The following is a 26,687-nucleotide window of genomic DNA, read 5'->3' as shown; positions in this document are numbered from 1 at the left end:
ATTCCCTCTCCTAATTTATATCTTTTATCTATTATATACAGTTATAAACAAAACAATAGAGACGATTATCTAAATAATCGTCTCTATCATTGTAACTTGCACTCTCCTATTATGTCTATGTCATAATTCGAACAAAGTTTTCAACAAACTTCTTATAATTTAATTTCCATCCAATTCTCATCCAATTTTTAAGAGCTGTTGCATCAGGTTGCGGCCGGAAATCAGCAATACTTTCGCCCTTTGCACTACCTTCTAAGTCCACATCTACTTTCCGGTATACATATTCAATCATAGAAGGATTCACAACTGCCATCATCGTAACAACATCATGAATGGGGCTTCCGGTAATTTTCGGATTTATTTTCTTATATGCCTTATAATAATATTGAAATATAGGTTCAATTAATTTGTTAAATGCAGTTTGTGAATGTTTTTTTATATATTTTACAGTTTCAGGTGTAACGATTGATTCACTTGTAACATTTAGAGGGATTAATGTTACGTTTTTTGCATACTGCATGACTAAATTTGCAGCAAGTGCATCACCATGAAAATTCGCCTCTGCTATAGGCGTAACATTCCCTGGAATAAGGAAAGCACCACCCATACAATAATACTCTTTTACATCTTTCATTATATCTCTTCCTAATATGAATGCCATTGCTAAACTTGTCGATCTCCCTGCATCAACAATAATAATTTCTTTTTTGTGACGCTTAATAATGTCAAAAATTGTGCAAAACGATTTAATATTTGGTTGAATGGTTTTTGGAGGACGAATTGGTCCTAAACCTTCCGCTCCATGAATTTCAGGATAATATGTTGTAAATTCACCCGACAACGGCATTTTCGCTCCATTAATAATCGGTATATCTTCTCTACCTGCTAGTTGCATTAAATACGCTGCATTGCTCGTTGCTTGCTCTTGTGTTACATTTCCATATCCAGTTACAATCCCAACAATTTCAATCTCAGGATGTAACAGCCCGTACATAATGGCTAAAGAATCATCAATACCAGGATCCCCCAAAAAAAGCACCTTTTTCATGGCACTCCCTCCATCCCTTCACCTCTTATTATGGTATAAACGAAAATACATGTTAGCTATTTTTTAGAGCATAAACACCCCAAATAATAATTACGCATTATTTGCACACTGCTTTTTGAACAAATAATGAATTATTCAAAAAAATCATTCGATGGAACCATTTGTTCAAACTTCGTTCATTGTGATTCGATTCACAAAAATACATAATAAACTTGTAAATACATTTTATTATGTATCGGAGGAATTTATTATGTTTATTGATTTTTTACGTAATGACAAAAAAGCATTATTTATTCTATTACCTCTTCGCTTATATTTAGGGTATGCCTGGTTATCTGCTGGATTAGGGAAGCTTTTCGGCCAGCCATTTAACGCAAGTGGATTTTTAAAAGGTGCCATTGCGAAAGCGAGTGGAGATCATCCAGCTGTACAAGGTTGGTGGGCTGATTTTCTACAACATTTTGCTCTTCCACATGCTGATTTATTTAGCTTTCTCGTACAATGGGGTGAAATTTTAGTCGGGCTTGGGCTTCTTTTTGGAGGGCTTACTAAAACTGCTGCATTTTTCGGGGTTATCATGAACACTGCTTTTCTATTAAGTGGAACAGTGAGTACGAATCCAAATATGATGCTATTATCTATACTTATTTTAGTAGCAGGCCATAATGCCGGACGCGTCGGTTTAGACGGATTTGTTTTTCAAAAGCTTTTCCATAAAAACAAAACTAACTGTCCAACCTATCCTACACGTAAATGTGCATCATAAATAGATTTTTTATTATAAAAAGTAGAGCTCTTATTGAAATCTATTAGAGCTCTACTTTTTATATAACAAATTTATCCCGCATTAACGGGCAGTAAGACCCCTACCTCAAAGTTCAGCGAAAGCAAAGAAGTTAGGTGGGAGATCAACTGCCCGTAAAAGCCCGATTCGTGAGGGCTAATAATCAGTGGAGAATGAAGAAAACCCCCACTGATTAAAGTTTCACTTTATTTGGTTAGAGCATAAACTCTTCTACTCTAATCCAAACATCTTTTTCAATCATTGATTAAAAACTATTGAACATATCTAATTTGTATATTTTATTCAAATCTATATCTTTACGCTACTTTATTTGACGTTAGTATACTACCTATTATATACGCAATGAAAGCAAAACAAATTGGAAACACGACTGTATGCAGATCAAACGGTTTTGGGAAACAAAGGTGAAATATCATATAAGAACCAACACCAACGAGAATTGAAGCGAGTGCACCAGTTGCATTTCCCTTCTTCCAATATAGTCCTAAAACAATAGGCCAAATAAATGCTGCTTCTAATCCGCCAAAAGAAAATAAATTTAACCAAATTAAAAAATCCGGTGGTTTAATAGCTGCTGCATACACGAGTAAACCGACGATTCCAGTAATCCACAAGCTTCCTTTTTTGATAATCGTGTCCGTAGCCTTTTCATTGATATAGTTCACATATATATCTTTAATGATTGATGAACTCACAAGTAATAATAGTGAGTTTACAGTAGACATAATGGCCGCCATTGGTGCAGCGAGAAAGATCCCCGCAAGCCAAGGTGGTAATACTTCCATCGCAAGAAGTGGCATCACTTTGTCAGGTACATTTATGCCTGGAAGTACTACACGAGCAAACACACCCGTTAAGTGCATACCAATCATAATTGTACCGACAACAATTGTTCCGATAATTAACGCTTGATGCATTGCTTTTGAATTTTTATAAGACATCGCGCGCACACTAATTTGCGGCAATCCAACAACACCAACACCAATTAATATCCAAAATGACGTCACATACGTTTTCGTTAAACTACCATCCGCTCCAAACGGTGTAATTAAATTGGGATTAATTTGAACGAGTTCTTGCATGATCTTTTCAATTCCGCCACCAGCAATCACCGTTGCAATTAAAATAATTGTCGTACCCGCCAACATAATAATGCCGAGTAATGTGTCAGATAAAGCAACTGCTCGAAATCCACCAATTAAAACATATACAAGTACAGAAAATGTAAAAAGAAATAAAGACGTTGTATACGAAAGACCTGTTAACGATTCAATTAACCTTCCGCCTCCAACCCACTGGGCAACTGTTGCTGAAAATAAAAAGATAATAATACATAATGCTGAAAGAATGACCACTGCTTTATGATTATATCTTCCCTTTAAATAATCAATAAGCGTAATTGCTTCCATCTTTCTTGCAATGATCGCAAATTTTTTACCAATTACTGTCAAGACGATGTAACCCGTTACAACCTGGATCGCTGACAATAATACCCATCCAAGCCCCATATTATATGCAATACCAGGTCCACCGATAAAACTACTCGCACTACCGTACGTAGCAATCATTGTCATAGCTAATAATAGACCGCCAAGCTCACGGCCTCCAAGAAAGTATTCTTGTAAAAATTTATTATGAGCCGTCGCTTGTACACGCCTTGATGCATATACACCAATTAAAAATACAATGATAAAAGAAATTATCATTGGAATTATTACGTACCAATTCATTTATCATTCCTCACTTTTTTCTTCCTCATCGAGCGAAATATCTTGAAATACAAAACGTACAACTAAAATAAGAAGGATAACCATTACAACAAATCCAACTATACAGCTATAAAAAAACCATGCTGGAAAACCTAATACATATGTATACTCACTTGGATCCTTACTACCAAGCCCATAAGCAAATCCATACCATATTATAAAATTAATAAAAGCGAGTCCAAGACCAATTAACGCTTCTCTATGGGCAATTCGAAAACGTGGATCATCATGATGATTCTTCATTTTTCCCCTCCTCTCACGAGGTATAATTGTACCATTGTTTTTCTAGTTTTTCCTACTAGAAAACAAAAACGCACAGAAATTTTTATAATCATGTAGAATGCAGTTATTTATTACATAATTTTTACAATTGTAACGCAAATGAAATTTGAATTTTCAGTCTTTATTATTTATGATTAAAATTAGAGGTCTTTCACCTAGTTTCTTTACAACCCTGTTACAGGAATAAACGCCGTCTCGTACTGCGTTTACATTATATTTTCAAGGGGGTTATACAATGAGTCAACTAGCTGTAAATCTTCATGAAAAAGTAGAGAAGTTTCTTCAAGGAACAAAAAAATTATATGTAAATGGAGCGTTCATCGAAAGCGCTTCCGGTAAGACGTTTAAAACTCCTAACCCAGCAACTGGTGAAACACTTGCTATCGTTTCCGAAGCTGGTCGCGAAGATATTCATAAAGCAGTAATGGCTGCAAGACAAGCCTTCGATGAAGGTCCTTGGTCACGTATTAGCGGCGCTGAACGAAGCCGTCTTATGTACAAACTTGCAGACTTAATGGAAGAGCATAAAGAAGAACTAGCACAACTAGAAACATTAGACAACGGAAAACCAATCCGTGAAACGTTAGCAGCAGACATTCCACTTGCAATTGAACATATGCGTTATTACGCTGGCTGGGCTACAAAAATTGTCGGTCAAACAATCCCAGTCTCCGGTGAATATTTTAACTATACACGCCATGAAGCTGTTGGTGTTGTTGGTCAAATTATTCCATGGAACTTCCCTCTTCTAATGGCAATGTGGAAAATGGGGGCTGCTCTTGCAACTGGTTGTACAATCGTGTTGAAGCCAGCAGAACAAACACCTCTTTCCGCTCTATACTTAGCTGAATTATTTGAAGAAGCTGGATTCCCAAAAGGTGTTGTTAACATCGTACCAGGATTCGGTGAAACAGCTGGACAAGCTCTTGTCAATCATCCTCTCGTTGATAAAATTGCATTTACAGGTTCGACCCCTGTTGGTAAACAAATTATGAGACAAGCATCTGAAACATTGAAACGCGTTACGCTAGAACTTGGTGGTAAATCACCAAATATTATCCTACCAGATGCTGATTTATCTCGTGCAATTCCAGCAGCCCTTTCTGGCGTTATGTTTAACCAAGGCCAAGTATGCTGCGCTGGGTCACGTTTATTTATTCCAAAGAAAATGTATGATAACGTTATGGCTGACCTTGTTCTTTACTCAAAGAAATTAACACAAGGTGCAGGCCTAGATCCTCAAACTACAATTGGACCTCTTGTTTCTGAAGAACAACAAAAACGTGTAATGGGATACATCGAAAAAGGAATTGAAGAAGGTGCGGAAGTACTTTGTGGTGGAAATAAACCGTTTGAAGAAGGGTATTTCGTTGCCCCAACAGTATTCGCAGATGTAAATGATGAAATGACAATTGCCAAAGAAGAAATTTTCGGTCCTGTTATCTCCGCGTTGCCGTTTAATGATATTGATGAAGTAATTGAACGTGCAAACAAATCATCTTTTGGTTTAGCCGCTGGGGTATGGACAGAAAATGTAAAAAATGCTCACTATATTGCAAGTAAAGTACGAGCTGGTACAGTTTGGGTAAACTGTTATAACGTATTTGATGCTGCTTCTCCATTTGGTGGATTTAAACAATCTGGTCTTGGTCGCGAAATGGGATCCTATGCATTAAACAACTATACAGAAGTGAAGAGTGTTTGGGTGAACCTGAACTAACTAAAAGAGCCTGGCTTTTGAAGTCAGGCTCTTTCCACATTTTGAAGAATAAAGTAGCAATTCCCCTGCCTTACACTTGCAGCCCACCACTAACATTTAGAACCTCTCCTGTAATATATGAAGCATACTCTGAAGCTAAAAAGGCTGCTGCATTTGCGATATCTTGCGGCGTTCCAATTCGTCCAACTGGAATTGCACTAACCATCTTCTCTTTCACTTTATCTGGTATTGTTTTTGTCATATCTGTATCCATAAAACCGGGACAAATGGCATTACAAGTAATACCAAATCCACCCACTTCTTTTGCTGCCGTTTTTGTTAATCCAATGACACCCGCTTTCGTTGCAGCATAATTCGCTTGCCCAATATTTCCTTGCCTACTAATAGAAGAGATATTGATGATACGTCCAAATTGCTGCTGCCTCATATAAAGAAGTGCCGGTTGCATACAATAAAATACACCTGTTAAATTCACCTGCATTACTTGCTCCCAAGCTGATTTCTCCATTTTATGTAACATCGCATCTCTTGTAATTCCAGCATTATTAACTAAAATATGTATCCCACCGAATGTTTGAACCGCATATTCAATTAATGATTTCGCTTCGTTTTGATTACTCACATTACATGCATATAAGCTTACATCATATCCTTGATCCAAAAATTCTTTTGCTGTTTCTTTTAATTTCTCCTCATTTACATCACTGATTAGTACCTTTGCACCTAATTTTGCAAAAGTACAAGCAATTTCTTTCCCTATCCCTTGTGCAGCTCCTGTTACGACAGCTGTTTTCCCATTTAAAAATTCCATTACTCTCCCCCATTTCTATTACTTATACTGTATATTTCGGCTCTGCGCTTTCTAAATCCTTTTTGTATAAAAAAGTCTATTTGTGTCAAACTAAACTTGCAACATAGCATAAACACAAGGAGATTGTGTCGAATGAACAAAAAGAACCTAGGACGAAATAAAACTTCTGATGGCATCGATGTAGAATTCTCTCGTGAACTCGCTGATCACGATGACTTAGAAGCAAACGCACGTGCTGACGCCGCCGATGCACGTCAAAAACGCCAGTCTGAACAAAAATAAGGTGCTATCTCGCCCTTATCCTTTTTCAATTGGGACCTACTACTACCCATAAAAAATGAAATAAACCGAGATGATTTCTCGGTTTATTTCATATATTTTTTGACATAATGTGCAAAAGTAAGGAATGGAAATATATGAGGGTAACTATGGTAGCGAATATAAAATCCATCTGGTAATCCTATACCTGTAGGATAATCTTGATTCCGAGTTGGATGTGAAAGTAAATAAGAAATCCCTTTTTGAATAACAGGCGTTTCCTTATCGTAAAAAGCAATAAGTGCATCGAGTGCCCATGCTGTTTGTGATGGTGTACTAAAAGGTAACGAAATAAAGTGCTTTTCTATACTACTCCTGCAAGATTCACCCCAACCTCCATCGCTATGTTGAATACTCTCTAACCATGTAGCTGCTTTTTGTAAAGCGGGATGATTAAATGGAACTCCTACAGCGCGTAAACCTGTGAGGGCTGCCCAAGTACCATATATATAACTTACACCCCATTTTCCATACCACGATCCATTCTTCTCCTGTGCATTTATTAACCATCTGATTGCTCGATTTTTTTGATCATCTTTTAATTCATGCGGAGTATATGTTCCAAAAAACTCCAATACTCTGCCTGTAATATCTGGCGTAGATGGATCTGTAATCATATCACCTGCGTTATCAAGGGGGAAATGGGTCAGAAAACTACTTGTGACACCTCTTTCAAAAGCTCCCCAACCTCCATCGTTATTTTGTAATCCCTTTACCCATTCGATTCCCTTTTCCCACGATTCTTCTACCCTTTGATTTCCCTCTCGACTTCGTGCTAACGCTCTCAGGGCAGCTGTCGTATCATCAATGTCAGGAATTGTCGTATTAATATTTGAAAATCCCCAACCTCCAGGGTCAAGTGATGGGGCATGCACACTCCAATCTTTTTTCTCTTTATGCTGTTTTTGTAGTAAATAATCTGTCGTTTTTTGAATCATTTGATTATCATATGGTACCCCCCCTTCTTGCAACGAATAGCTTAATAAAGCTGTGTCCCACACTGTAGATGGGGAATTTTGAAGATGTACCCCCTTGTTCATATTCCATATATAAGATTTCAGTCCTAATACTGCATTTGAAATAAGCGGAGACTGAATCGAATATCCAAGCGCAAGCAATGCATAAATCATATAAAATGTAGCACTCGCATAACTGTATAAGGTTCCATTTGTATCAATTCGTTCGATCATAAAACGCTCTGCTTCCTTATATCCTTTATGATGTAGAGATAAAGGATACGATAAAAATTTTTTCACATCTCTAAGTAACGTTTGAAAAAATGGGGAACGTTCTTCACGGAACCACTGCGTCTTACTCCCTCCTGAAATATGATCTAAATTAGGAAGTATGATTTTTGACACGGCAAATCGTTTATTCATACAAATCATCATCGGAATTAGATGAATACGTGCAGAACTACTTAGCTCAAATATACTGAGCGGGGAATCTTCGGGTAAAAATAAGATTGGGGTTGGAAAGTGAAATAATGAGGGATATTCATATCCCCCGTGAAGCGCTAATAAAAACTTTGTCATAAAGTGAGCACGTGCGATCCCACCCCGTTCACGAATAAACGCTTCAGCTCGTTTCATATTTATATCTTCTTTCGTATACTTTCTAGAGGCAAGTAAAGCCGCATATGCCTGAATTGTAGTGGACAAGTTACCAACAGGCTCATCTTCGTATAACTTCCAAGTTCCTTCATTTGTTTGAAGAGATGCAAGTCTTGCCACAAATGGCTCTATTTCTTTATCTTGACCTAATAATCTGAGTAAAAAAATCATATGGCAATCTGTTAATGGTGATCCCTCAAAACAAAATCGCCATGTTCCGTCTTGCTGTTGCATGGTTTGCAGTGCAGTAATTTTCCGATTAACTTCCTCACACACTTTTTCATATAATAACACTCTCTTCACCCCCCTTTCTAAATCCGTATACGATATTCCGTTTGATAAACAATTATGTGTAAAACAAATAAAAGCAGAACATGTAAAGATACACGTTCTGCTCATAAACAATATCCAACTCCAACCACAATTCCTAAAATAGCTCCAACAACAACTTGATAAGGTGTATGTCCGACAAGTTCATTTAATTTTTTATATTCCGTTTGTCTACCGTGAAAAAAATCATTTAAAATCTTTGCCTGCTTACTTACTGCAAGCCTTACCCCTGAAGCATCATACATGACAATAATGGCAAAAATAGCCGCGACAGCAAATACTGCACTCGTTATCCCTTCCACCATTCCAACACCTGTTGCTAACGCTGTAACCGTTGAAGAATGAGAGCTTGGCATTCCACCAGAAGCAAAAAACTGTGCAAAATCAAATTCTCTCATCTTTACTAATTTAAAAATGACTTTCGTTAACTGTGCCAAAAACCAGGCAAGTACAGCCGCCATAAGTGGATCATTATGTAAAATTGTTTCCATATTTTCAGCTCCCTACTGACTGTAATGGAAATTCTATACTATAAGTATAAAGAAAAAAGCGTAGAAAATACTACGCTTTATGATACTTTTGCTGATTTATTTTTAAGAAATTTAGGTTGCTTCCGTAGTAAAAACTTTGTTTTTGCCATTGAAAATACTAATAATGCAATCCAAATAAAGAAAAATGCTGTCGTATGAGCCGATGTAAAATGCTCATGGAAAATAAAGACACCTAAAATTAGATTGATGGTCGGTGCAATATATTGTAAAAAACCGATCATATAGAGCGGAATAAGTTGTGCTCCTTTTGCAAAATAAAAAAGCGGCAATGCCGTCACAATCCCTGCTCCCATTAACAGTAACGTTGAAGCACTTGAAATAGAACCAAATGAACCAAAACCATGCTCACCAGTCATAATCAAGTAAATAACCGCAAGTGGCGTCACAATCATTGTTTCCATCGTAAGACCTATCATTGCATCATAATTCAGTAATTTTTTTGTTAACCCATATAATCCAAATGTAAACGCCAGTGAAAGAGCAATCCACGGAATCGAACCATATCGAAACGTTAAAATAATAACGCCTATTCCTGCTAAACCAACTGCAACATATTGCCAAAAGTTAAGTTTTTCTTTCAAAAAAACTGTACCAAGTAAAATACTTACAAGTGGATTAATATAATAACCAAGACTCGCTTCAATGATATGATTCTGATTTACAGCCCATATGTACACAAACCAATTCCCACTAATTAAAATGGAAGCAATTGTTAACGAAATTAATAATTTAGGTCGTTTAAAAAGGCTCACAAGTTCACTAAAAAATTTCCCCAATCGCTTTGATATCCCCAAAATCAGTAACATAAAAACAAACGCCCAAACAATACGATGTGCTAATATTTCTTCTGCAGGAACTTCCCCCACCCATTTCCAGTAAACAGGAAGAACTCCCCACATCATATAAGCACCAGCCGCATATAATACCCCTTTTCTTTGCAGTGCTGTTTGACTCTCCATCTTCCTTGTTCTCCTCTTCTCTTTTTCTCTTCATTATAAGGTGTATCTTTAAATCTTTACAAATATTCTCTTCCTATCTTTTTCGACAATATAATTCCCTTTCCAAAAAACTCAATTATTTTATATTACATACTTCGGAACCTAGTAAAAACAGCTAAATTCCTTGTAGAATCCTCATAGAAACCTAATTTGTAGCACCCACTTTAATTAATCAACTAAACCTAAATCACCCATATAGCATATGAAGTTATAGCAACAAGAAGTGGTATACCCCTTTTAAATTTATTTTTATGAGTTTTATGGTGAAAAACATACATTCCAATCCACGTTCCGATTGCTCCTCCTGCTGCAGACACTAAAAACAATGTACTCTCAGGGGTACGCCATTGTTTTTTCACTGCTTTACGTTTATCAAGCCCCATCATCGAAAAAGCAATAACACTAATACATATTATATACATACATTTTACGAACATTATTAATTCTCACATCGCTTTCTTTTTTCATTTAATCCTTTCTACAATAATAGCAATTTTATTTTTATACAAATAAAAAATCGCTGTAGGCTGAAAAGATAACTTGTAAACAAGTTATCTTTTCAGCCTACAGCTGTTATTTCAATTACTTATCCCATTATTCGCGTACAGTAAAAACTGAAATTGATGAAAGCTAACAACCAGTCTTAGGGGATGATTGTTACACTTTATGCGCTATTTCCTTTTCTTACATTGCTATGTTTTTTAGCATACACAAAATAAACGAAAATACCTATCATAATCCAAACCATAAAACTGATTAAAGTTACTTGAGAAAGGTTTAAAGCTAAATACATACAACTTATTATTGACATTATTGGTAAAAAAGGAACCAATGGTGCACGAAATGGTCTTTCAATATTTGGTTTTGTTTTACGCAGTACAATTACAGCAATAGATACAAATATAAAAGCTGTTATCGTTCCCATATTCACTAAATTCGCCAATAAATTCAAATCTACAAGTCCAGCTAAAAGTGCTGCGAGAATTCCTGTAATCCATGTATTAAGGAATGGTGTTTGAAAACGTTTATGCACACTTGAAAGCTTCTTTGGAAGTAATCCATCGCGACTCATTGAATAAGATACCCGTATAAAAGCAAACATCGCTACTAAAAGAACTGTAGTTAAACCAGCAATGGCTCCTACTGATAACAAACCTGCAATTTTATCCTCTCCTACAGCACGTAATGCATATGCAACTGGATCAGCTACATTCAATTCAGTAAATGGTATCATTCCTGTTAAAATAAACGAAACACCAATATAAAGAATTGTACAAATACATAACGATACAAGAAGACCGATTGGGACATTGCGTTGCGGGCGTTTTACTTCTTCAGCTGCTGTAGCTACTGCATCAAAACCTAAAAAGGCAAAAAATACAGTAGCCGCCCCGCCAATAACACCGTGAAATCCAAACGGAAGAAATGGTTGCCAGTTCTCTGGTTTTACATATTGTCCACCTACAATAATAAACCCTAAAATAACAGCAATTTTAATAATAACCATTATATTGTTAATACGGGCACTTTCTTTCGCACCACGACTTAATAAAAATGTAACAACTAAAATAATAAAAACTGCAGGTAAATCAATGATTCCACCTTTTCCCATGCCCGGTGCCGAAGCAAAAAGAGCAGGAATCTTAATATGAAATCCTAAAAGTAATGATTGAAAATAAGCGGACCATCCAGCTGCTACCGCAGAGGTTGCTAATAAATACTCTAACATGACACACCAACCAACTATAAAAGCAAAAATTTCTCCTAACGTAATATATGTGTAAGAATATACACTACCGGATACTGGAACAGTAGAAGCAAATTCAGCATAACAAAATGCCACACAGGCACAAACGATTGCAGCCAATACGAAAGATAGAACAATTGCTGGGCCAGCATGTTTCGCTGCCACAATACCTGTTAATACAAAAATACCAGTTCCAATAATTGCCCCGATTCCTAAAAGAGTTAAGTCAAATGCTCCTAACGTTTGGTTCAATACTCTTTTCTTTTCTTCATTCATTTCCTTTTTAATTAGTAGACTCATTAGTAAAAACCTCGTTTTCAATATAATCCCTTACTAAGTACAACCTCTTCTATTCCGTTTTCGAGTTTTTATAATTATTATTTTTCAATAACTATAAATTTCACTTATTTCTAGACTTGATGTTTTTAAAAATACAGAAAATTTAAAATATACATTAAAAATTATCTATATGATATTCTTTCAAATGATGCATCACTACGAAACAGGATTGAATTTATCATATAATTAATTCAATTGTCAATAATAAGACCACTCATTTTTCTAATGGATAATTATGTAACAAAGAGTATTATTTCACAAACTAAAATCTTTAAATTCCAATCATCACCAGGTATATCTCTTGATTTATTTTTCTAATATTAAAACTTCATTTACTATCCCCTACAAGATACATATACATTCAACTATCTCATAAATAAAATTATTTTTGTGAAATAAAAACAATAGTCACTTGATTGTATCTTAACTCTATTATTTGCATGATTTAAGTTTCAAATCATAAATTTATTTTTTATTATTAATTTAAAAAAATAAATTTTTTGTTGCTATATAAAATTCATATTAGTATAATAAAAAACGTTGTGAATATAACAATTTTAAAATTCAGAATTTTCTATGTAACATTATGGTATTTTTAAGAATTATTTCAATGGAGGTTTTAAGTTGGCAAATAAAGCACCCTTTTCTCGTGTCCTTGTAATCGGTCTTATGTTATTTGCACTGTTTTTTGGTGCTGGAAATTTAATTTTCCCAGCTATGTTAGGACAAGCAGCTGGGCATAATGTGTGGATGGCTACTGCTGGATTTCTAATTACAGGAGTAGGTCTTCCTTTATTAGGAGTTCTAGCATTTGGCATTTCTGGTAGCGATGATTTACAAACATTAGCGAATCGTGTTCACCCTTGGTTCAGTGCTGTGTACACCTTTATTCTTTATTTAGCAATCGGCCCGTTATTTGCACTCCCTAGAGCTGGAAGTGTTTCTTTTGAAATAGGTGTAAAACCATTTTTATCTAACGGCACAGAAACGATTGCATTACTTATTTTCACAATCATTTTCTTTAGTATTACATGTTGGTTCTCCTTTAATCCAACGAAAATTGTAGATGTTGTTGGAAAACTTTTAACCCCTATCAAACTTACATTCATCGGGATTTTAGTAGTTGCAGCGTTTGTTCAACCAATCGGTCCTATTCAGGCACCTGTAAAAGAATTTGTGAACAATTCTTTTTTTAAGGGTTTCCAAGAAGGCTACTTAACAATGGATACACTTGCATCTTTTGTATTTGGCATTATTATTATCAATGCTATAAAAGAGAAGGGTACTTATGATAAAAAAGAAATAGTGAGCGTTTGCGCAAAGGCTGCTGGTATTGCGGCAATTGTATTAACGATTGTCTATACTTCTCTCTCTTATATGGGAGCCGCTAGCGTATCTAAACTAGGACATTTAACAAATGGCGGTGAAGTATTAGCAAAAGTAGCTAATTATTATTTTAGTTCTTTGGGGAACTTATTATTAGGCTTAATGATTACTGTCGCCTGCTTAACAACAAGTGTTGGGCTTGTAACATCATGCTCTTCATACTTCCATAAAGTATTCCCGAAAATATCTTATAAAACATTTGCTGTTATGCTTTCTGTTTTTAGCACATTTATTGCAAACCTTGGATTAACGGAATTAATTGCGATTTCTGTACCAGTACTTACAGCAATATATCCACTGGCAATTATGCTCATTGTATTAACATTTTTACACCCTATCTTTAAAGGACGAACAGAGGTATATCAATGGAGCTTATTCCTAACTTTTGTCGTTAGTTTGTTTGATGGACTAAATGCAGCAAATATACCTATTCAAGTAATCAATGTTACTTTTTCTAAAATTCTCCCTTTATACGATGCAGGTTTAGGCTGGATTTGTCCTGCAATTATTGGGGGATGTATCGGTTATTTCATTTATATATTCCGGATGAAATACATTACTAGTTCCCCGAAAACAAATCATTAAAAAGCCATGCAGATGAAATCTGCATGGCTTTTTTAATCTTCCATTTCTATTTCCACATCGCTCTTTTCCACATGCTCATTACGTAATTCTTCTTCCTGCATTTCCATCGAAATCATCGCATGATAAATCTCTGGATATAATCCAAATATTTGATACACGCTTCCTAAAAACGGCATCTGAACCCCTCTTTTCAAAAATAGTATTGACATAATTAAGGGTTCCCTATCTTCATGCTATACATTCGTTTTTGTGTCTTGTTCCTCATCTTGAACATGTAATACATGTTGCCATTTTTTATAAGGTGCACTATTGGGATCCACATAACCTTTCGCATATGAACGGTCCCAAAGTTGTCTTACAAACATCTCTGCTTCTTTCTTTGCCACCATTTCAGCTCCTGTACCATAATAACTTTGAAAATACAGCCTTATCTCATCCAGAAGTAAACGCAATAATTCATCTGATGTTTCTTCTAGCGTTGGATCATACTTTGCCTCACGGTCATACATTAAAATGATATCTAAAATATTATGCACATGCTCTTTGCGAAGCCATCTTACATCTTGAGCACCTAACACAAAGGCTTGTGTATACAAATGCCCACCTTGGAGCATTGCTTTTTCCTGCTCTTCTTCAAAACGTGACAAAATATTTTCATAAATAAACGGATTATGAAGCAATGCGCGATGCAATTTATAGCTTTCGCTTGAAATATTTTTTCCCATTGACTGAATTAAAAAGCTGCGACCTACACCATTGTATTGATATACAAATTGACCATCGACAGCAACAAGACTAATCCACCGATACATATATGCATAAAGAAGAGCACGATTACATTTATCATAATCTAACTTGGTCTGCGTTGCATTTAAGTCCGGCATAAAGGCTGGTAAGTGCCAATATTTATCTAAATGTGGTGTTAAATTCGATTTTTTGATATTTAATTTATTCACGCGGCGATAATAAGACTGAAAATAGTCACCTTTATCATTCATAAAACCATTTGCAAGATGTCCAGATGAAAGCTTAGGAAAATCTTGTAACGACAATCCATAATGTGCTCGGTAACAAATTACTTCAAATGGTGAAAATGCTTCATTCACTGTATCTTTTTCTTGAAACATTTCTTGCAATAGTTCTTCTTGTAGTTCCTGTTTTAGTGAAGGATGTACTCCCCAATATTGTAACTCACGATGATGGGCTACTTTCGGAATAAATGGACTTGCTAAATGGAAAAGGTCTTCAATTTTTTCTCTCACATACTCATTACGATCACGTTTTTTAAAATCCGCTTCTTTTCGCAATGCTTCAATAATATTAAGCTCTAGTTTGTCACGATATCGCACTTGAAGTTCGGCATAGCAATACGTTAAAATGTGCTCCCGATAAAAATCCTCTACCTTCTTAGATTGACTTTCTTCCGCTTGTGTATCACGACAATATTCCGCATACAAGCTCATATAAATCTCCGCTGATATATCCTTGGGAAGCACACCTAAATTTAAATGTTGCTGCATATCTTCCCATATTCTTTCTTGTAGCTTTTCATCTGCTAATACATATACATTTGTTGGATTTGTTTTCCCTTCAAATTCTTTGCTTCGTTTTTGAATTTCAAACAGCAAATTTTCACGTGTCTCTTGTAAATTATCAAAGAACCTTTCCCAATGTTGGATCATTTTATTTACTGCTTGATATAAGGATTGATAAACGAGTTCAAGTAACATTTCTTTACGATATTCATTCAACTTATGCACATATTGCGTGACTATATCTTCAAATTCTTTCCGGAATGTACGCTGCTGATTGTAGAACATCTTTCCAAACCAACCTTGCTGCTGCGCCAGTTCAACGCGGCGCACTGCTGTTACTGTACCATCAATATTACTTACATTAAATTTCTTATCGTAGTTTTGAATTAAATTACGCTTCTGTTCATTATTCTCATGTAAGCGATTCATCTTCTCTACTAATTGCTTCCGAATTTCATATAGCATAAAACGAGCAGCCACTGGATGAACAGCTTCTGTTTTCTTTAAAAACCACGTATTTAGTTGATATGACTGTCCTTCTGAACCACTAGGTGCATATCGATCCGATTCTATCATGTCATACAAAAGCGTCGTCACATGTTCATGTACACGACTTGGAATCGCGTATGCATATAACCGAACTGCATGATCAACTCTCGCCACTTCCCCCTTCATTTGCTCCATCATTTTGAGCTTCGCAGCATATATTTTACATTCATGCTGTAACCTATTTAACTCTTCGTCTTTTTGTACAGTACGCTGTACATAACTTTCAACTGCTTCTAAAAACAACTTGGATTTCGCAACGCCAACCTTACCTCCCTCTGCACCTTCGCGTGTTTCATTATACATTTGTCTATAGAAAATATGCGCTTGCTCCGGACGAGTGGCAAGATGCTCTAAATCTTCTAAATAACTTTTCCCCCGCTCTGGCTTTTCACGCTGCATACCACGGCGAACATCTTGCTCATACCGCTGTTTTTTCTCTTGAAACAATTGATCTAAATGGAGCCATGATTCATCTAATCCTTGCACAGCCCATTTCAAGGCACAATATTTTAAAACATGCTCATATGGATAAATGAGCTTTGCCGTTCCAGCACCGCAATAACGTGCTTTTCCATTCGATTCTGCCAACTGCTGAATTTGATTATCTTCTTGTGCAAAATGACTTGTGGACATCGGACTAAATAACTGTAAATAAATCGTGTTTGTCATTTGTTCCATGTAATCTGATAAATTGTGTAAATGATGACCATGTAAATTTTCATAATCATATAAGAAACAATAATTATATGGTAAATGATGTTCTTTAATTGTATGATTCGTTCTCCCGTCTTCATCCACTTGATCCGGACGATACTCTAGTTCAATTGTTACACCGCCCCGCTTTGATAATTCACCTGTTGAACCAAGTGTAATTGCATGCAACTCTTTTAATGACGCGTAACCGTTTGCCTGCACAGTTTCAAATTCTTTCGCACTAACGGTGCGCGTCTTAACAAGTGCATCTGGCATTAAAAATGCACCCCGTATTAAAATGTTATGATGTTGTAATTTTTTTCGAAGCATTTCGCGTAAATACAATGCAATTTGTAAGAACATACCTGAACCGGTACCACCAGCTAATGATGTAACGATAATAACGCGAACACCATACTCTGTTTGATCACTTGTGACAGGAAAAATCTTTTCGATTTCTTGCCAAAAAGCAGTCAATTTATCTTCTTTCATCGCTGCCCGAAGGGCTAAGCGTGAAATCACACGGAGTTGGCCAGCTCCTTCTGTTAATGGCTTATCCAGAATTGTAGGGTCCATCGGAAACCATTCTGGAATCGTCGGATCCCCCGCAATATATTCTCGCGGTGTTTTACTAGAGCTAGTTTGTGTCTTGAACTTACGAATATGCTCAAATTTACTTAATGTATTCACATCTGTATCAAAGACATGCATTGCTACCTTTTTACGTCGTTCCTCTGGCAATTTTTCATATATTTGATGTGTAACAGTACTACCGATTCCACCTAAACCAATTAAAATTGTGGGAACTTGTAATGTCATGTGAACCACCTTCCTATAAGTGCGTGTTCCAAAAGGAAGATAAAGAGAGCCAAGTAGTTCAAGGCGCAGACGCCAGCAGAATACGGAGTGTAGCTGAAAACTACATGAGTACCGGACTGGCAACGTCACGAAGAAATACGACAGCTATCTTTACCGGACTTTTTGAACTTCCTCTATTATTCGCATTCGTATCGATAGATTTCTTTTCCATATCCACGATCAATCAGTAAAATTTCATTCGGATATAATGTTTTATGCTCATTTCCAGCGTCTTCCTCTGTTATAAACATACCGTCAATGATCATACCGATCACTTGTGATTCCTTTGCTACAAATATAGACTTTGAACCTTTTTTCGCTATAAAGGTTACGGATTGTATCGTCTTTCGTTCTGCTCGAAATGGAATACCAAAATAATGTTTCCACCATTTGTTTCTTAGTAATTCTGGTTCAGATTGATAAAGCCAATCTTTCGCTACTTCTTGATCCCATTCGTAGTACAACATTGCTTTCCGATGAAACCTTGGCCGGACAATCCACCCTAAAATAAGAATCGCAACCAGCAAAAGTAGGAATGCAATCGGGATTACAAATTGAAAAATTAGCGCATAACGTTCCCAGAATGGTGCATTTTGAATATGAAACGAAATCATTTTTTTCACTTCTTGTAACCTTGAATCATTTATAGTGATGGTAGCTTCTATGGTGCCGGTATCTGTAAAATTGAATGTATCGGAGTAGTAAGGACGAGGATACACATAAATTTGATTGTCATGTTGCCGCAGTTCGTAGTTGATCGATTGATGAGATGTAACACCAGTAGATTGCAGTAGCTTTTTTACCTCCACTTCTGTCAGTGGTTCACCATTCAGTAATGGCTGCAACACAAATGGTTTACTCTTTTCTAAATTCGTCACCTTTTCTTCATAATCTTTCGTTATGACCTGTAAAGATAATTTTTCCTTTGGCATCGGCTCAATTCGGAACTCTCTCGTTTGTCTGTAAAACCCTTTTATATTCATATGAACTTTCCCACGTACTGGCTGTTTTCCAACTTGTGTCTCATAGTAGAATAGGCTTCTTTTATTATCCCATTTCATTGGATACAGCTTTCCATCTAGTTCTATTTCTGCTTGGAAATAAGAAGATTGAATTGGTAAATCTGTCGGTTTCGCTTCAATAACTGCTTTCGTTCCCTCATACATTTTCTCAACGTTTTTTTTCGCTTTATCCTCTTTATCATAAGTAGAAACGGTATAGTCAAGTGCTGGTTCAACAAGTACTTTCAATCCTTCTTTCACAATATCTCTATCAATTTCTAATTTGTATGTCCCTGGGTTAATTACTTTATGGTTCGTAGCACCAATATGAGTAATACCACCATATAATTTTGCTTCTCCTGGTGCGTGAATCGAAAAGGACGATTGTACTGCTAATGGTTTAGAAAGTTGTTCTATCCGATATTGTGATGCGTTAGAAGATTGTTGTACGAAGGTCATTCGCTTTAATGGGAATGGCGTAGTAATCTCTAATTTGTTACCGGATATAGTCGTTTTCACAACAGATTCAACAGAAGAAAATGGATCTCGATTCGCAACCAAGGCAGCCGCTTGATTTACACTTTGAATGACTCCATCTTCCCCACTTGTCGGCATGATGATACCATTTATTTTTTGCTTCCAAATTTCTTTGAACGTATTCATTTGTTGTTGTTCTTGCTGTCCTAAGTTTTCTTCCATTGTTATTAAAACTGGATGCAATGATATTTTTTTCGCTTCCATTTCTTTTTTAAATTGTTCCAGTTTCTGCGTGATTTGTTCTTTACCGCCAGTCTTTTCTTTTTCTAATTCATTAAATGCCCCGTCAGTTAATACAATAAGCCAAAATTCACGTTTTCCATTTATGTCTGCTTCCTTTTTAATAGATTGCATCGCGGTCTCTACTGCGCTAAACGGCGTATTTAAATAATTCTTCCACGCTCCAATTTGATCAATTTCTGTTTGCCTTTTTTCATTCGTTAAGCCGACGCTAATTGCTTCAGTAGGACGACTCATTGGAACATATGAAAAGCTATCTTTTTCATCTAATAATGCAACTAAACTCTGCAAAGCGTAATTGGCATACTTCCAGCGATCGTTATTTCTCATGCTGCCAGAATCATCATATACAAGTGAAACGACCCTTTCTTTTGCCTCCTCTCCTTTTGCAAAAGTTGAAAAAGGATTCAAACACAATAATAGAAAAAAGATGAATGTGGCACAGATTCGAATCTTCATGATGAGGCTTCGCCACCTTTGTAGACAAATTCCTATGTTTAAATTTATGAAAAGAAACAAGATATATGACTTGTATTTTCGGATAAACGAGTTTCTATAATTTTGTTATGTAAACAATATTACTAAAATAAAAAAGCCATTCTGGTGACCACCCTCTTGTAAATTTTGATTGATTGTACGCCTTATAGCGTTTGTTTTTTTATAATATAAAAAAGCCTGTTTTGAAAAGAAAATGATCAAAACAGGCTCTTAATACATTCCATGCAGAAAATTCTTACAAAAAAGTTTGATTCTTTTCTATTTAAGTATTCAGCAATTTCGCCTTTGGTTATTATGATAAAGGTTTATACTGTTTAATTAGCAAAGTACTTCAAACGTTGATTAATCTTATTCACCTGTTCTTCATTTTCATGTGGAAATCCCACATGAAATGTTTTAGGATACTGTACCTCTTTCCCTTTCATCAAAGTTAATATAAATCCATCATCATCAAACATAACTGCAAAACCATTTCCTCCCTCCTAAAAGTTGGAATTTCCTATCATCTTATCATCCAAATAAAAAACACGCCTATAACAGCGTGTTTTATTGCTTCACATATACTTCAACAATAGGATTGTCTTTACGATCCGCGTGTAGACGGATATTCTCTTCGCTTGTATGATAAATACTTGCTAATAACATAACTGTTAACAAGTTGGGGATTTCCCCATCACTTCCAAATTTCCGTTCAAGTGCTTCTTCATATTCAAAATCCAAATCCCCTTGTATATATGTATACACTTCAAATCCATCTGCTAAATCACAAACAATCCTATCAATAATATCTGCTCCCACTTGCTTTTCCATTTCAATACGAAGAGCATTCGTAAATTCATTCCAAGGAACTTCATATGTTTGAAATTGATCTTTAGGTTCCATATTGTCCCACTCCTTTTTCACATACACTCTCCCTATATCTTTTCCCTTTCTCGTAACAATTATGAAACTTAGGTCAATCGTACAAGCCGTACTTGTCCTATTAACATATCGTATTACTGTAACACGGAAGGAGGAAAGAACGTGCATCGTCAAAAATGTTATAATACTTGCCGACGTTATTTTGGTAAAGTTGTACGAATTGAAGATCGCGATGGTTATATTCATCTAGGTAAAATAGTTGACGTAACAGATGATTCTGTTTGGATTGAGCCGATTCATCGTCCATCTTTTGATACAGGTTTTGGATACTATGATGCATATGCAAATGGCGGCTGTGACTTTTGTGGTGGATTACGTCAATGTAACCGTTGTGGATTTGGTTTTGATAGAGGTTGTGGTAGAGGATTTTGCGGAGGTGGTGCTGTTGAATTAGCTTTCGGTTTTATTTTTGGTATTGCTTTAGCAGCATTATTTTTCATCTAATATATAAAGGAGCTGACTGTATTTTTTAGTCAACTCCTTTTTCAAAAATAATGAAATAGAATTGCCCTATCATACACGAATAAATAAAGCAGATTTTTTAGTCTGCTTTTTATTTTTCACAAATAAATACACGATGCCCTAAAATATGTTGGTACATTTGCAATACTTGCTCGTGCTGTACCCATGCATCATACAATTGGGCCGGAATAAAATGTGACAAGTTCCATTCTGGCTGCTCCATATGTCCTGCAACCGTCTCGGCAATCGTTCCTCCACCTACAATCGTTATTCTTTTGAAGTTTGTCATTTGAAATACATCAATCCATTCCTTTTCTGTTTGTAACTCCTTTATTCCATAAAATTTTATTATTTTATCCTCTTCTTCTTTTGTTAAATGCTTCTCAATGATCATTTCAATGACCACAAGTTTCCCGTTCTTTTGCAAGACACGATAACATTCAGGAATCACCTGCTCTTTGTTTGTAAAAGCAAGTACAGATTCTCCTAATATAAGGTCAAATTGCTCATTCAAAAACGGCAACTGTTCCGCGTTTCCTTTAATCAGTTCGATGGGTAATTGCTCTTGTAACCATCTATCTTTTGCCTTTTGGATCATGATTTCATTATTTTCAATTGCCGTTACATTGTAACCAAATCGTTTTTTCATATAAGCTGCCGTCCGCCCTGTTCCGCATCCTATTTCAAGCACATTTGCTTCACGATGTAATGGCAACTGTTCCAATAACTGTTTCGTTAACGTAAAACCGCCAGGATGTGCACTCCCAATTCCGTAATAAGCCAAAAAATCAATGTATACGTTCCTTTTCATAGGACTCTCCTTCATTTTTTCTACATTAGCTATATTCATGCAAATAAAAAACGGTGCAAAATAAAAAAGCATTTCTAAGGTAGAGTTATTTCTCCTTAGAAATGCTTTTATCTTCGTTACTTACTTTTCCTCTGTTACATAAGCCCACTTGAAGCTGTATTCTGGACTGATGTTATGTTTTACGATTCCTTTTACGTTTGGTTTCATTACATACGATCTAGCATTTTGATGTAATGGTACAAGTGCTACATCTTCTTCTAGTAACAGTTTTTCAGCCTTGCCTAACTCTTCCCAACGTTTCTTCGCATCCGCCATTAATTCAGTCTTACTTTGTTTGATGATTTCATCATATTTCGGATTTGAATAACTCATTTGGTTTTGAGAGTTTGTTGATTCAAACATATCTAAATATGTCATTGGATCCGCATAGTCTGGGCTCCAGCCACCATATGAGAAATCGTAATCTTGATCAGATTCTAATTTCAGTTTTTGTTTGAACGGCTGCATTTTAATGTTTACTGTTACACCTTTTAAATTTTTCTCAATTTGATCTTTTACATATTCACCAACTTTTTTGGCGTTACTTGTATCATAGTTCAAAAATTCAAGCGTTACTTGATCTTTTCCAAGCTCTTTCTTCGCTTCTTCCCAAGCTGCCGCTGCTTTTTTAGCGTCCTGTTTTAGACCATTTTTATACGTTTCTTGGAAGTCTTTTCCGTTCGGTCCGTTCGCTAATCCTTTTGGTACTAAGTAATCAGCTGGTTTCGAACCATCATTTAAAATGACATTTGCTAAATCCTTTTTATTAATGGATAACGCAATTGCTTCACGTAATTTTTTACTCTTTAATGGTGTATCTTGACCACCACGTTTTTGGTTTAAACGTAAGTAGAATGTACTTGGTTCTGAATATGTTCCAAACTCACCTTTTTTGTTTCTATATTTATCAACAAATTCACCACTTAGTAAAGTAAAGTCAATTTGGCCACTGTCATATAGATTCACACGAGTTGCCATATCTTTTACAACACTGTAGTTAATTTCCTCTAGTTTCACATTCTTTTTATCCCAGTAACTATCATTTTTCTTCAGCTTCCAGCCTTCTTCATGTTTCCAATCTGTTAAAATGAATGGTCCATTATAAACTGTAGTATCAGATTCTAAACCGTATTTATCTCCCTTTTCTTTTACGAACTTTTCATTTAGTGGATAATACGATACAAATGCCGTTAAATTTAAGAAATATGGGGTTGGTCCTTCCAGTTCTACTTCAAGTGTGTGATCATCCACTGCTTTTGCACCTAATGTAGACACTTCCGCTTTCCCTTGATTGATCGCTTCTGCATTTTTAATATAGTATGCAATAAATGCGTACTCTGCAGCTGTATTTGGATCTACTAACCGCTGCCATGCATACACGAAATCTTTCGCTGTTACTGGGTCACCGTTTGACCATTTTGCGTCTTTACGAAGCTTGAATGTATATTTTTTACCATCCTCACTCTTCGTGCTAGATTCTGCGACCGCTGGGATTGGCTTATTATCTTTATCAAGACGATATAGCCCTTCCATTGTATTCCCTAAAATTTGAGATCCCAGAGTATCCGTGTTTTTAGAAGTGTCCATCGTTGGAATTTCATTTGTTTCTGTACGATTTAGTATTTGTTTTGCTGCATATTTAATATCAGATTTCTTCTCTTCCCCACTATTAGACGTTGTACTTGTCTTCTTATCCTCACCTGATCCTGAGCATGCCGATAATGCCATACTTACCGCTAAAACTGGTGCTACAACCGCTGTTAGTTTCTTCACCTTTTTCATTTGTGTCCCCTCCCTAATTTATATGTACGATGCTAATCTCGAGAGATATCCTGATATCTATTAAGTTATCAGAAGATTCTTATTAATTAATATTCTACTGTTTTTTTCAAGTTTGTAAAGTTTATTTTTAAAAAATTCTGAAAATAATTTTTCTATAATAATAATTCACTTTTTAATAGCACTATTACAAGATTCTCCCCATCTACTATATGAGCATCAAAACCTTCTTATTCTTTTCTATTTTTTGAATGCTATTATATATGATTCTTTCTCGTTATAAATCATTTGAATGTAAGACATTCCTTTAATTCTCTCTTCCGCTCTTAATCAATTCAAATTGATTAACCAGATTCTTCCCATGAAAAAGCACCTCCAAAAGTAGTGTATTTACCTCTGGAAATGCTTTCTAACTCTTATTATTTTCCGCCTTTCTCCTCTACATATGCCCACTTGAAGCTGTACTCTGGGCTAATATTATGTTTTACAATTCCCTTTACATTTGGTTTCATTACATACGCATTTCCTCTTTGATATAAAGGAATCATCGCTACATCTTCTTCAAGCAATAATTTCTCTGCTTTTCCTAACACTTCCCAACGTTTTTTCACATCAGACAATAATTCATTTCCTGCTTGTTTAACCATTTCATCGTATTTTGGATTGGAATAACTCATTTGATTATATGAACTCTTCGTTTCAAACATATCGATAAATGTCATTGGATCCGCATAGTCTGGGCTCCAACCTGCGTAAGAGATTTCATAGTCTTGCTCTGTCTCTAGTTTTAACTTTTGTTTAAATGGCTGGATTTTCGTATTAATTGTTACACCTTTTAAATTTTTCTCAATTTGGTCTTTTACATAATCAGCAACTTTTTTCGCTGTTCCATCATCATAACTTAACAATTCAATTGCCACTTGGTCTTTACCAAGCTCTTTTTTCGCTTCTTCCCATGCTGCGACTGCTTTTTTCGTATCTTGCTTTAAACCATTTTTAAATGTCTCTGTGAAATCTTTACCATCCGGACCTTTTGCTAGTCCTTTTGGTACTAATTGATCCGTTGGTTTGGATCCGTTGTTTAAGATAACATTTGCTAAACCTTTTTTATCAATTGATAACGCAATTGCTTCACGTAACTTTTTATTTTTCAGCGGCGTATCTTGACCACCACGTTTTTCATTTAAACGTAAGAAGAAAGTACTTGATTCTGCATACTCACCATATTCATCTTTCTTCGATTTATATTTATCAACAAACTCTCCTGATAATAATGTAAAGTCAATTGCATCAGTATCATATAAGTTCACTTTTGTAGCTACTTCTTTTACAACACTATAATTAATTTCTTCTAGTTTCACACTCTTTTTATCCCAATAATTATCGTTTTTCTTCAATTTCCAACCTTGCTCATGCTTCCACTCTGACATAACGAACGGTCCGTTATATAAAACTGTATCCGCCTCTAAACCAAATTTATCTCCTTTTTCTTTTACAAATTTTTCATTTAATGGGTAATACGATGGGAAAGCCATTAAATTTAAGAAATATGGAACAGGTTTTTCTAATTCTACCTCAAGTGTATAGTCATCTACTGCTTTTGCACCTAATGTCGATGCATCTGCTTCTCCTTTATTAATTGCTTCTGCGTTTTTAATATAGTAAGCAATAAATGCATATTCAGCAGCTGTCTCTTTAGCTAGTAAGCGCTTCCATGCAAATGCGAAATCATGTGCCGTTACTGGATCACCATTTGACCATTTTGCATCTTTACGAAGCTTAAACGTATATTTTTTACCATCCTCACTTTTCGTACTAGATTCTGCCACAGCTGGGATTGGTTTATTATCTTTATCAAGGCGATATAACCCTTCCATTGTATTCCCTAAAATTTGTGCCCCAAGTGTATCTGTTGATTTCGAAGTATCCATTGTTGGAATTTCCTGATTCTCTGTACGATTTAATACTTGTTTTGCTGCATATTTAATATCAGATTTTTTCTCTTCCCCACTATTAGACGTTGTACTTGTCTTCTTATCCCCGCCTGATCCCGAGCATGCGGATAATGCCATGCTCATTGCCAAAACTGGTGCTACAACCGCTGTGAGCTTTTTCATCTTTTTCTTCCTCATTTGTGTACCCTCCCTAATTATATGTACGATGCTACCCTTAGTGGTTTTCTGATATATTCGTATTATCAGAAAATTCTTATTAATTAATATTCTACTTTTTTTTTATGCTTTGTAAAGTTATTTTTTAAGATTATAAAAAATATTTTCTGCTGTAATAACAATATATTTTGGTTACACTACTATACAAATTCTCCCCATTCACTATATGAAAGCAATATACTTCTTGTTCTTCTCCAGTTCTTTAAATTTCTAATTATCATTAAAATCTTTTATGTACGATGGTGTCATCAAATATCGCCTTCTAGTAACGGAAGTCTCTCTAAACAAAAT

At 35.6% G+C, this 26,687-nt stretch carries 21 protein-coding genes and 1 pseudogene; 5 read left to right on the top strand and 17 right to left on the bottom strand.

Going from position 1 to position 26,687, the window contains the following annotated elements; all coding sequences use genetic code 11:
* Window positions 1–115: 115 nt before the first annotated feature.
* On the bottom strand, window positions 116–1,048 hold the full coding sequence (locus J4P91_RS15850) for a nucleoside hydrolase (RefSeq protein WP_207994893.1): 933 nt from the start codon (window positions 1,046–1,048) through the stop codon (window positions 116–118).
* A 250-nt stretch (window positions 1,049–1,298) separates the two neighbouring features.
* Between J4P91_RS15850 and J4P91_RS15845 the strand changes: the two genes are divergently transcribed.
* On the top strand, window positions 1,299–1,814 hold the full coding sequence (locus J4P91_RS15845; protein WP_207994892.1) for a DoxX family membrane protein: 516 nt from the start codon (window positions 1,299–1,301) through the stop codon (window positions 1,812–1,814).
* Window positions 1,815–2,149: 335 nt separating this feature from the next.
* Here J4P91_RS15845 and panF read toward each other — a convergent pair whose 3' ends face one another.
* A complete protein-coding gene (gene panF / locus J4P91_RS15840; RefSeq protein ID WP_207994891.1) occupies window positions 2,150–3,583 on the bottom strand; it encodes a sodium/pantothenate symporter in 1,434 nt (477 codons plus the stop codon).
* Window positions 3,584–3,586: 3 nt separating this feature from the next.
* Window positions 3,587–3,865: a YhdT family protein gene (locus tag J4P91_RS15835; RefSeq protein ID WP_017151505.1), complete on the bottom strand. Its 279-nt coding sequence runs from the start codon at window positions 3,863–3,865 to the stop codon at window positions 3,587–3,589.
* A 274-nt stretch (window positions 3,866–4,139) separates the two neighbouring features.
* Between J4P91_RS15835 and J4P91_RS15830 the strand changes: the two genes are divergently transcribed.
* Complete coding sequence (locus tag J4P91_RS15830; RefSeq protein WP_017151504.1) at window positions 4,140–5,624, top strand: aldehyde dehydrogenase family protein; 1,485 nt, start codon at window positions 4,140–4,142, stop codon at window positions 5,622–5,624.
* A gap of 70 nt (window positions 5,625–5,694) precedes the next feature.
* Here J4P91_RS15830 and fabG read toward each other — a convergent pair whose 3' ends face one another.
* Entirely contained in the window at window positions 5,695–6,435 is a 741-nt protein-coding gene (fabG, locus tag J4P91_RS15825; RefSeq protein WP_207994890.1) for a 3-oxoacyl-ACP reductase FabG, read from the bottom strand.
* A gap of 132 nt (window positions 6,436–6,567) precedes the next feature.
* On the opposite strand from fabG, the gene J4P91_RS15820 reads away from it, so the two are divergent.
* Window positions 6,568–6,717 (top strand): YfhD family protein, encoded by a 150-nt coding sequence (locus J4P91_RS15820; RefSeq protein WP_017151502.1) that lies wholly within the window; start codon window positions 6,568–6,570, stop codon window positions 6,715–6,717.
* Window positions 6,718–6,800: 83 nt separating this feature from the next.
* Here the strand turns inward: J4P91_RS15820 and J4P91_RS15815 are convergent, their stop codons facing one another.
* The 5 genes from J4P91_RS15815 to J4P91_RS15795 all read right to left on the bottom strand — a co-directional run bounded on the left by J4P91_RS15815 (window position 6,801) and on the right by J4P91_RS15795 (window position 12,292).
* Window positions 6,801–8,660, bottom strand: coding sequence for a terpene cyclase/mutase family protein (locus tag J4P91_RS15815; RefSeq protein ID WP_207994889.1), 1,860 nt, complete (start codon window positions 8,658–8,660; stop codon window positions 6,801–6,803).
* A 101-nt stretch (window positions 8,661–8,761) separates the two neighbouring features.
* Window positions 8,762–9,187, bottom strand: a complete 426-nt coding sequence (locus J4P91_RS15810) for a divergent PAP2 family protein (RefSeq protein WP_207994888.1) — start codon at window positions 9,185–9,187, stop codon at window positions 8,762–8,764.
* A gap of 77 nt (window positions 9,188–9,264) precedes the next feature.
* A complete protein-coding gene (gene rarD, locus J4P91_RS15805) occupies window positions 9,265–10,206 on the bottom strand; it encodes an EamA family transporter RarD (RefSeq protein ID WP_207994887.1) in 942 nt (313 codons plus the stop codon).
* 221 nt (window positions 10,207–10,427) lie between these two features.
* Window positions 10,428–10,682 carry a DUF1294 domain-containing protein gene (locus tag J4P91_RS15800; RefSeq protein WP_207994886.1) on the bottom strand — a complete coding sequence of 85 codons (255 nt, stop codon included), beginning with the start codon at window positions 10,680–10,682 and terminating at the stop codon, window positions 10,428–10,430.
* Between the two features lie 227 nt (window positions 10,683–10,909).
* On the bottom strand, window positions 10,910–12,292 hold the full coding sequence (locus tag J4P91_RS15795) for an amino acid permease (protein WP_207994885.1): 1,383 nt from the start codon (window positions 12,290–12,292) through the stop codon (window positions 10,910–10,912).
* 663 nt (window positions 12,293–12,955) lie between these two features.
* Here J4P91_RS15795 and brnQ point away from each other — a divergent pair.
* Complete coding sequence (brnQ, locus tag J4P91_RS15790) at window positions 12,956–14,302, top strand: branched-chain amino acid transport system II carrier protein (RefSeq protein ID WP_207994884.1); 1,347 nt, start codon at window positions 12,956–12,958, stop codon at window positions 14,300–14,302.
* A 32-nt stretch (window positions 14,303–14,334) separates the two neighbouring features.
* Here the strand turns inward: brnQ and J4P91_RS15785 are convergent, their stop codons facing one another.
* From J4P91_RS15785 to J4P91_RS15765, 5 genes and pseudogenes are all read right to left on the bottom strand, one after another.
* Complete coding sequence (locus J4P91_RS15785; protein ID WP_017151495.1) at window positions 14,335–14,478, bottom strand: hypothetical protein; 144 nt, start codon at window positions 14,476–14,478, stop codon at window positions 14,335–14,337.
* 57 nt (window positions 14,479–14,535) lie between these two features.
* Window positions 14,536–17,898: a tubulin-like doman-containing protein gene (locus J4P91_RS15780; protein ID WP_207994883.1), complete on the bottom strand. Its 3,363-nt coding sequence runs from the start codon at window positions 17,896–17,898 to the stop codon at window positions 14,536–14,538.
* A 176-nt stretch (window positions 17,899–18,074) separates the two neighbouring features.
* Window positions 18,075–20,174: a vWA domain-containing protein gene (locus J4P91_RS15775; protein ID WP_207994882.1), complete on the bottom strand. Its 2,100-nt coding sequence runs from the start codon at window positions 20,172–20,174 to the stop codon at window positions 18,075–18,077.
* Between the two features lie 368 nt (window positions 20,175–20,542).
* Window positions 20,543–20,689, bottom strand: a pseudogene (locus tag J4P91_RS15770) (VOC family protein); the annotation flags it as partial.
* Window positions 20,690–20,759: 70 nt separating this feature from the next.
* Window positions 20,760–21,095: a hypothetical protein gene (locus J4P91_RS15765; protein ID WP_207994908.1), complete on the bottom strand. Its 336-nt coding sequence runs from the start codon at window positions 21,093–21,095 to the stop codon at window positions 20,760–20,762.
* A 141-nt stretch (window positions 21,096–21,236) separates the two neighbouring features.
* On the opposite strand from J4P91_RS15765, the gene J4P91_RS15760 reads away from it, so the two are divergent.
* Window positions 21,237–21,578, top strand: coding sequence for a hypothetical protein (locus J4P91_RS15760; RefSeq protein WP_207994881.1), 342 nt, complete (start codon window positions 21,237–21,239; stop codon window positions 21,576–21,578).
* Window positions 21,579–21,687: 109 nt separating this feature from the next.
* Here J4P91_RS15760 and J4P91_RS15755 read toward each other — a convergent pair whose 3' ends face one another.
* The 3 genes from J4P91_RS15755 to J4P91_RS15745 form a co-directional block, all read right to left on the bottom strand.
* Window positions 21,688–22,479 (bottom strand): class I SAM-dependent methyltransferase, encoded by a 792-nt coding sequence (locus J4P91_RS15755; RefSeq protein ID WP_207994880.1) that lies wholly within the window; start codon window positions 22,477–22,479, stop codon window positions 21,688–21,690.
* 48 nt (window positions 22,480–22,527) lie between these two features.
* Complete coding sequence (locus J4P91_RS15750) at window positions 22,528–24,228, bottom strand: peptide ABC transporter substrate-binding protein (RefSeq protein WP_207994879.1); 1,701 nt, start codon at window positions 24,226–24,228, stop codon at window positions 22,528–22,530.
* Between the two features lie 416 nt (window positions 24,229–24,644).
* Entirely contained in the window at window positions 24,645–26,357 is a 1,713-nt protein-coding gene (locus J4P91_RS15745) for a peptide ABC transporter substrate-binding protein (protein ID WP_207994878.1), read from the bottom strand.
* Between the last annotated feature and the right edge of the window lie 330 nt (window positions 26,358–26,687).

Origin of the sequence: Bacillus sp. XF8, assembly GCF_017498755.1 — a bacterium.
GTDB classification, from domain to species: Bacteria; Bacillota; Bacilli; order Bacillales; family Bacillaceae_G; genus Bacillus_A; species Bacillus_A bingmayongensis.
This window is presented reverse-complemented; position numbering and strand designations above follow the sequence as displayed.

Coding starts and splice junctions, on each gene's coding strand:
- fabG (WP_207994890.1), bottom strand. CDS start 6,435: ATGGAATTTTTAAATGGGAAAACAGCTGTCGTAACAGGAGCTGCACAA.
- panF (WP_207994891.1), bottom strand. CDS start 3,583: ATGAATTGGTACGTAATAATTCCAATGATAATTTCTTTTATCATTGTA.
- J4P91_RS15785 (WP_017151495.1), bottom strand. CDS start 14,478: ATGCCGTTTTTAGGAAGCGTGTATCAAATATTTGGATTATATCCAGAG.
- J4P91_RS15750 (WP_207994879.1), bottom strand. CDS start 24,228: ATGAAAAAGGTGAAGAAACTAACAGCGGTTGTAGCACCAGTTTTAGCG.
- J4P91_RS15835 (WP_017151505.1), bottom strand. CDS start 3,865: ATGAAGAATCATCATGATGATCCACGTTTTCGAATTGCCCATAGAGAA.
- rarD (WP_207994887.1), bottom strand. CDS start 10,206: ATGGAGAGTCAAACAGCACTGCAAAGAAAAGGGGTATTATATGCGGCT.
- J4P91_RS15850 (WP_207994893.1), bottom strand. CDS start 1,048: ATGAAAAAGGTGCTTTTTTTGGGGGATCCTGGTATTGATGATTCTTTA.
- J4P91_RS15810 (WP_207994888.1), bottom strand. CDS start 9,187: ATGGAAACAATTTTACATAATGATCCACTTATGGCGGCTGTACTTGCC.
- J4P91_RS15775 (WP_207994882.1), bottom strand. CDS start 20,174: ATGAAGATTCGAATCTGTGCCACATTCATCTTTTTTCTATTATTGTGT.
- J4P91_RS15800 (WP_207994886.1), bottom strand. CDS start 10,682: ATGTTCGTAAAATGTATGTATATAATATGTATTAGTGTTATTGCTTTT.
- J4P91_RS15745 (WP_207994878.1), bottom strand. CDS start 26,357: ATGAGGAAGAAAAAGATGAAAAAGCTCACAGCGGTTGTAGCACCAGTT.
- J4P91_RS15795 (WP_207994885.1), bottom strand. CDS start 12,292: ATGAGTCTACTAATTAAAAAGGAAATGAATGAAGAAAAGAAAAGAGTA.
- J4P91_RS15830 (WP_017151504.1), top strand. CDS start 4,140: ATGAGTCAACTAGCTGTAAATCTTCATGAAAAAGTAGAGAAGTTTCTT.
- J4P91_RS15780 (WP_207994883.1), bottom strand. CDS start 17,898: ATGACATTACAAGTTCCCACAATTTTAATTGGTTTAGGTGGAATCGGT.
- J4P91_RS15845 (WP_207994892.1), top strand. CDS start 1,299: ATGTTTATTGATTTTTTACGTAATGACAAAAAAGCATTATTTATTCTA.
- J4P91_RS15755 (WP_207994880.1), bottom strand. CDS start 22,479: ATGCTTTTTTATTTTGCACCGTTTTTTATTTGCATGAATATAGCTAAT.
- J4P91_RS15820 (WP_017151502.1), top strand. CDS start 6,568: ATGAACAAAAAGAACCTAGGACGAAATAAAACTTCTGATGGCATCGAT.
- J4P91_RS15765 (WP_207994908.1), bottom strand. CDS start 21,095: ATGGAACCTAAAGATCAATTTCAAACATATGAAGTTCCTTGGAATGAA.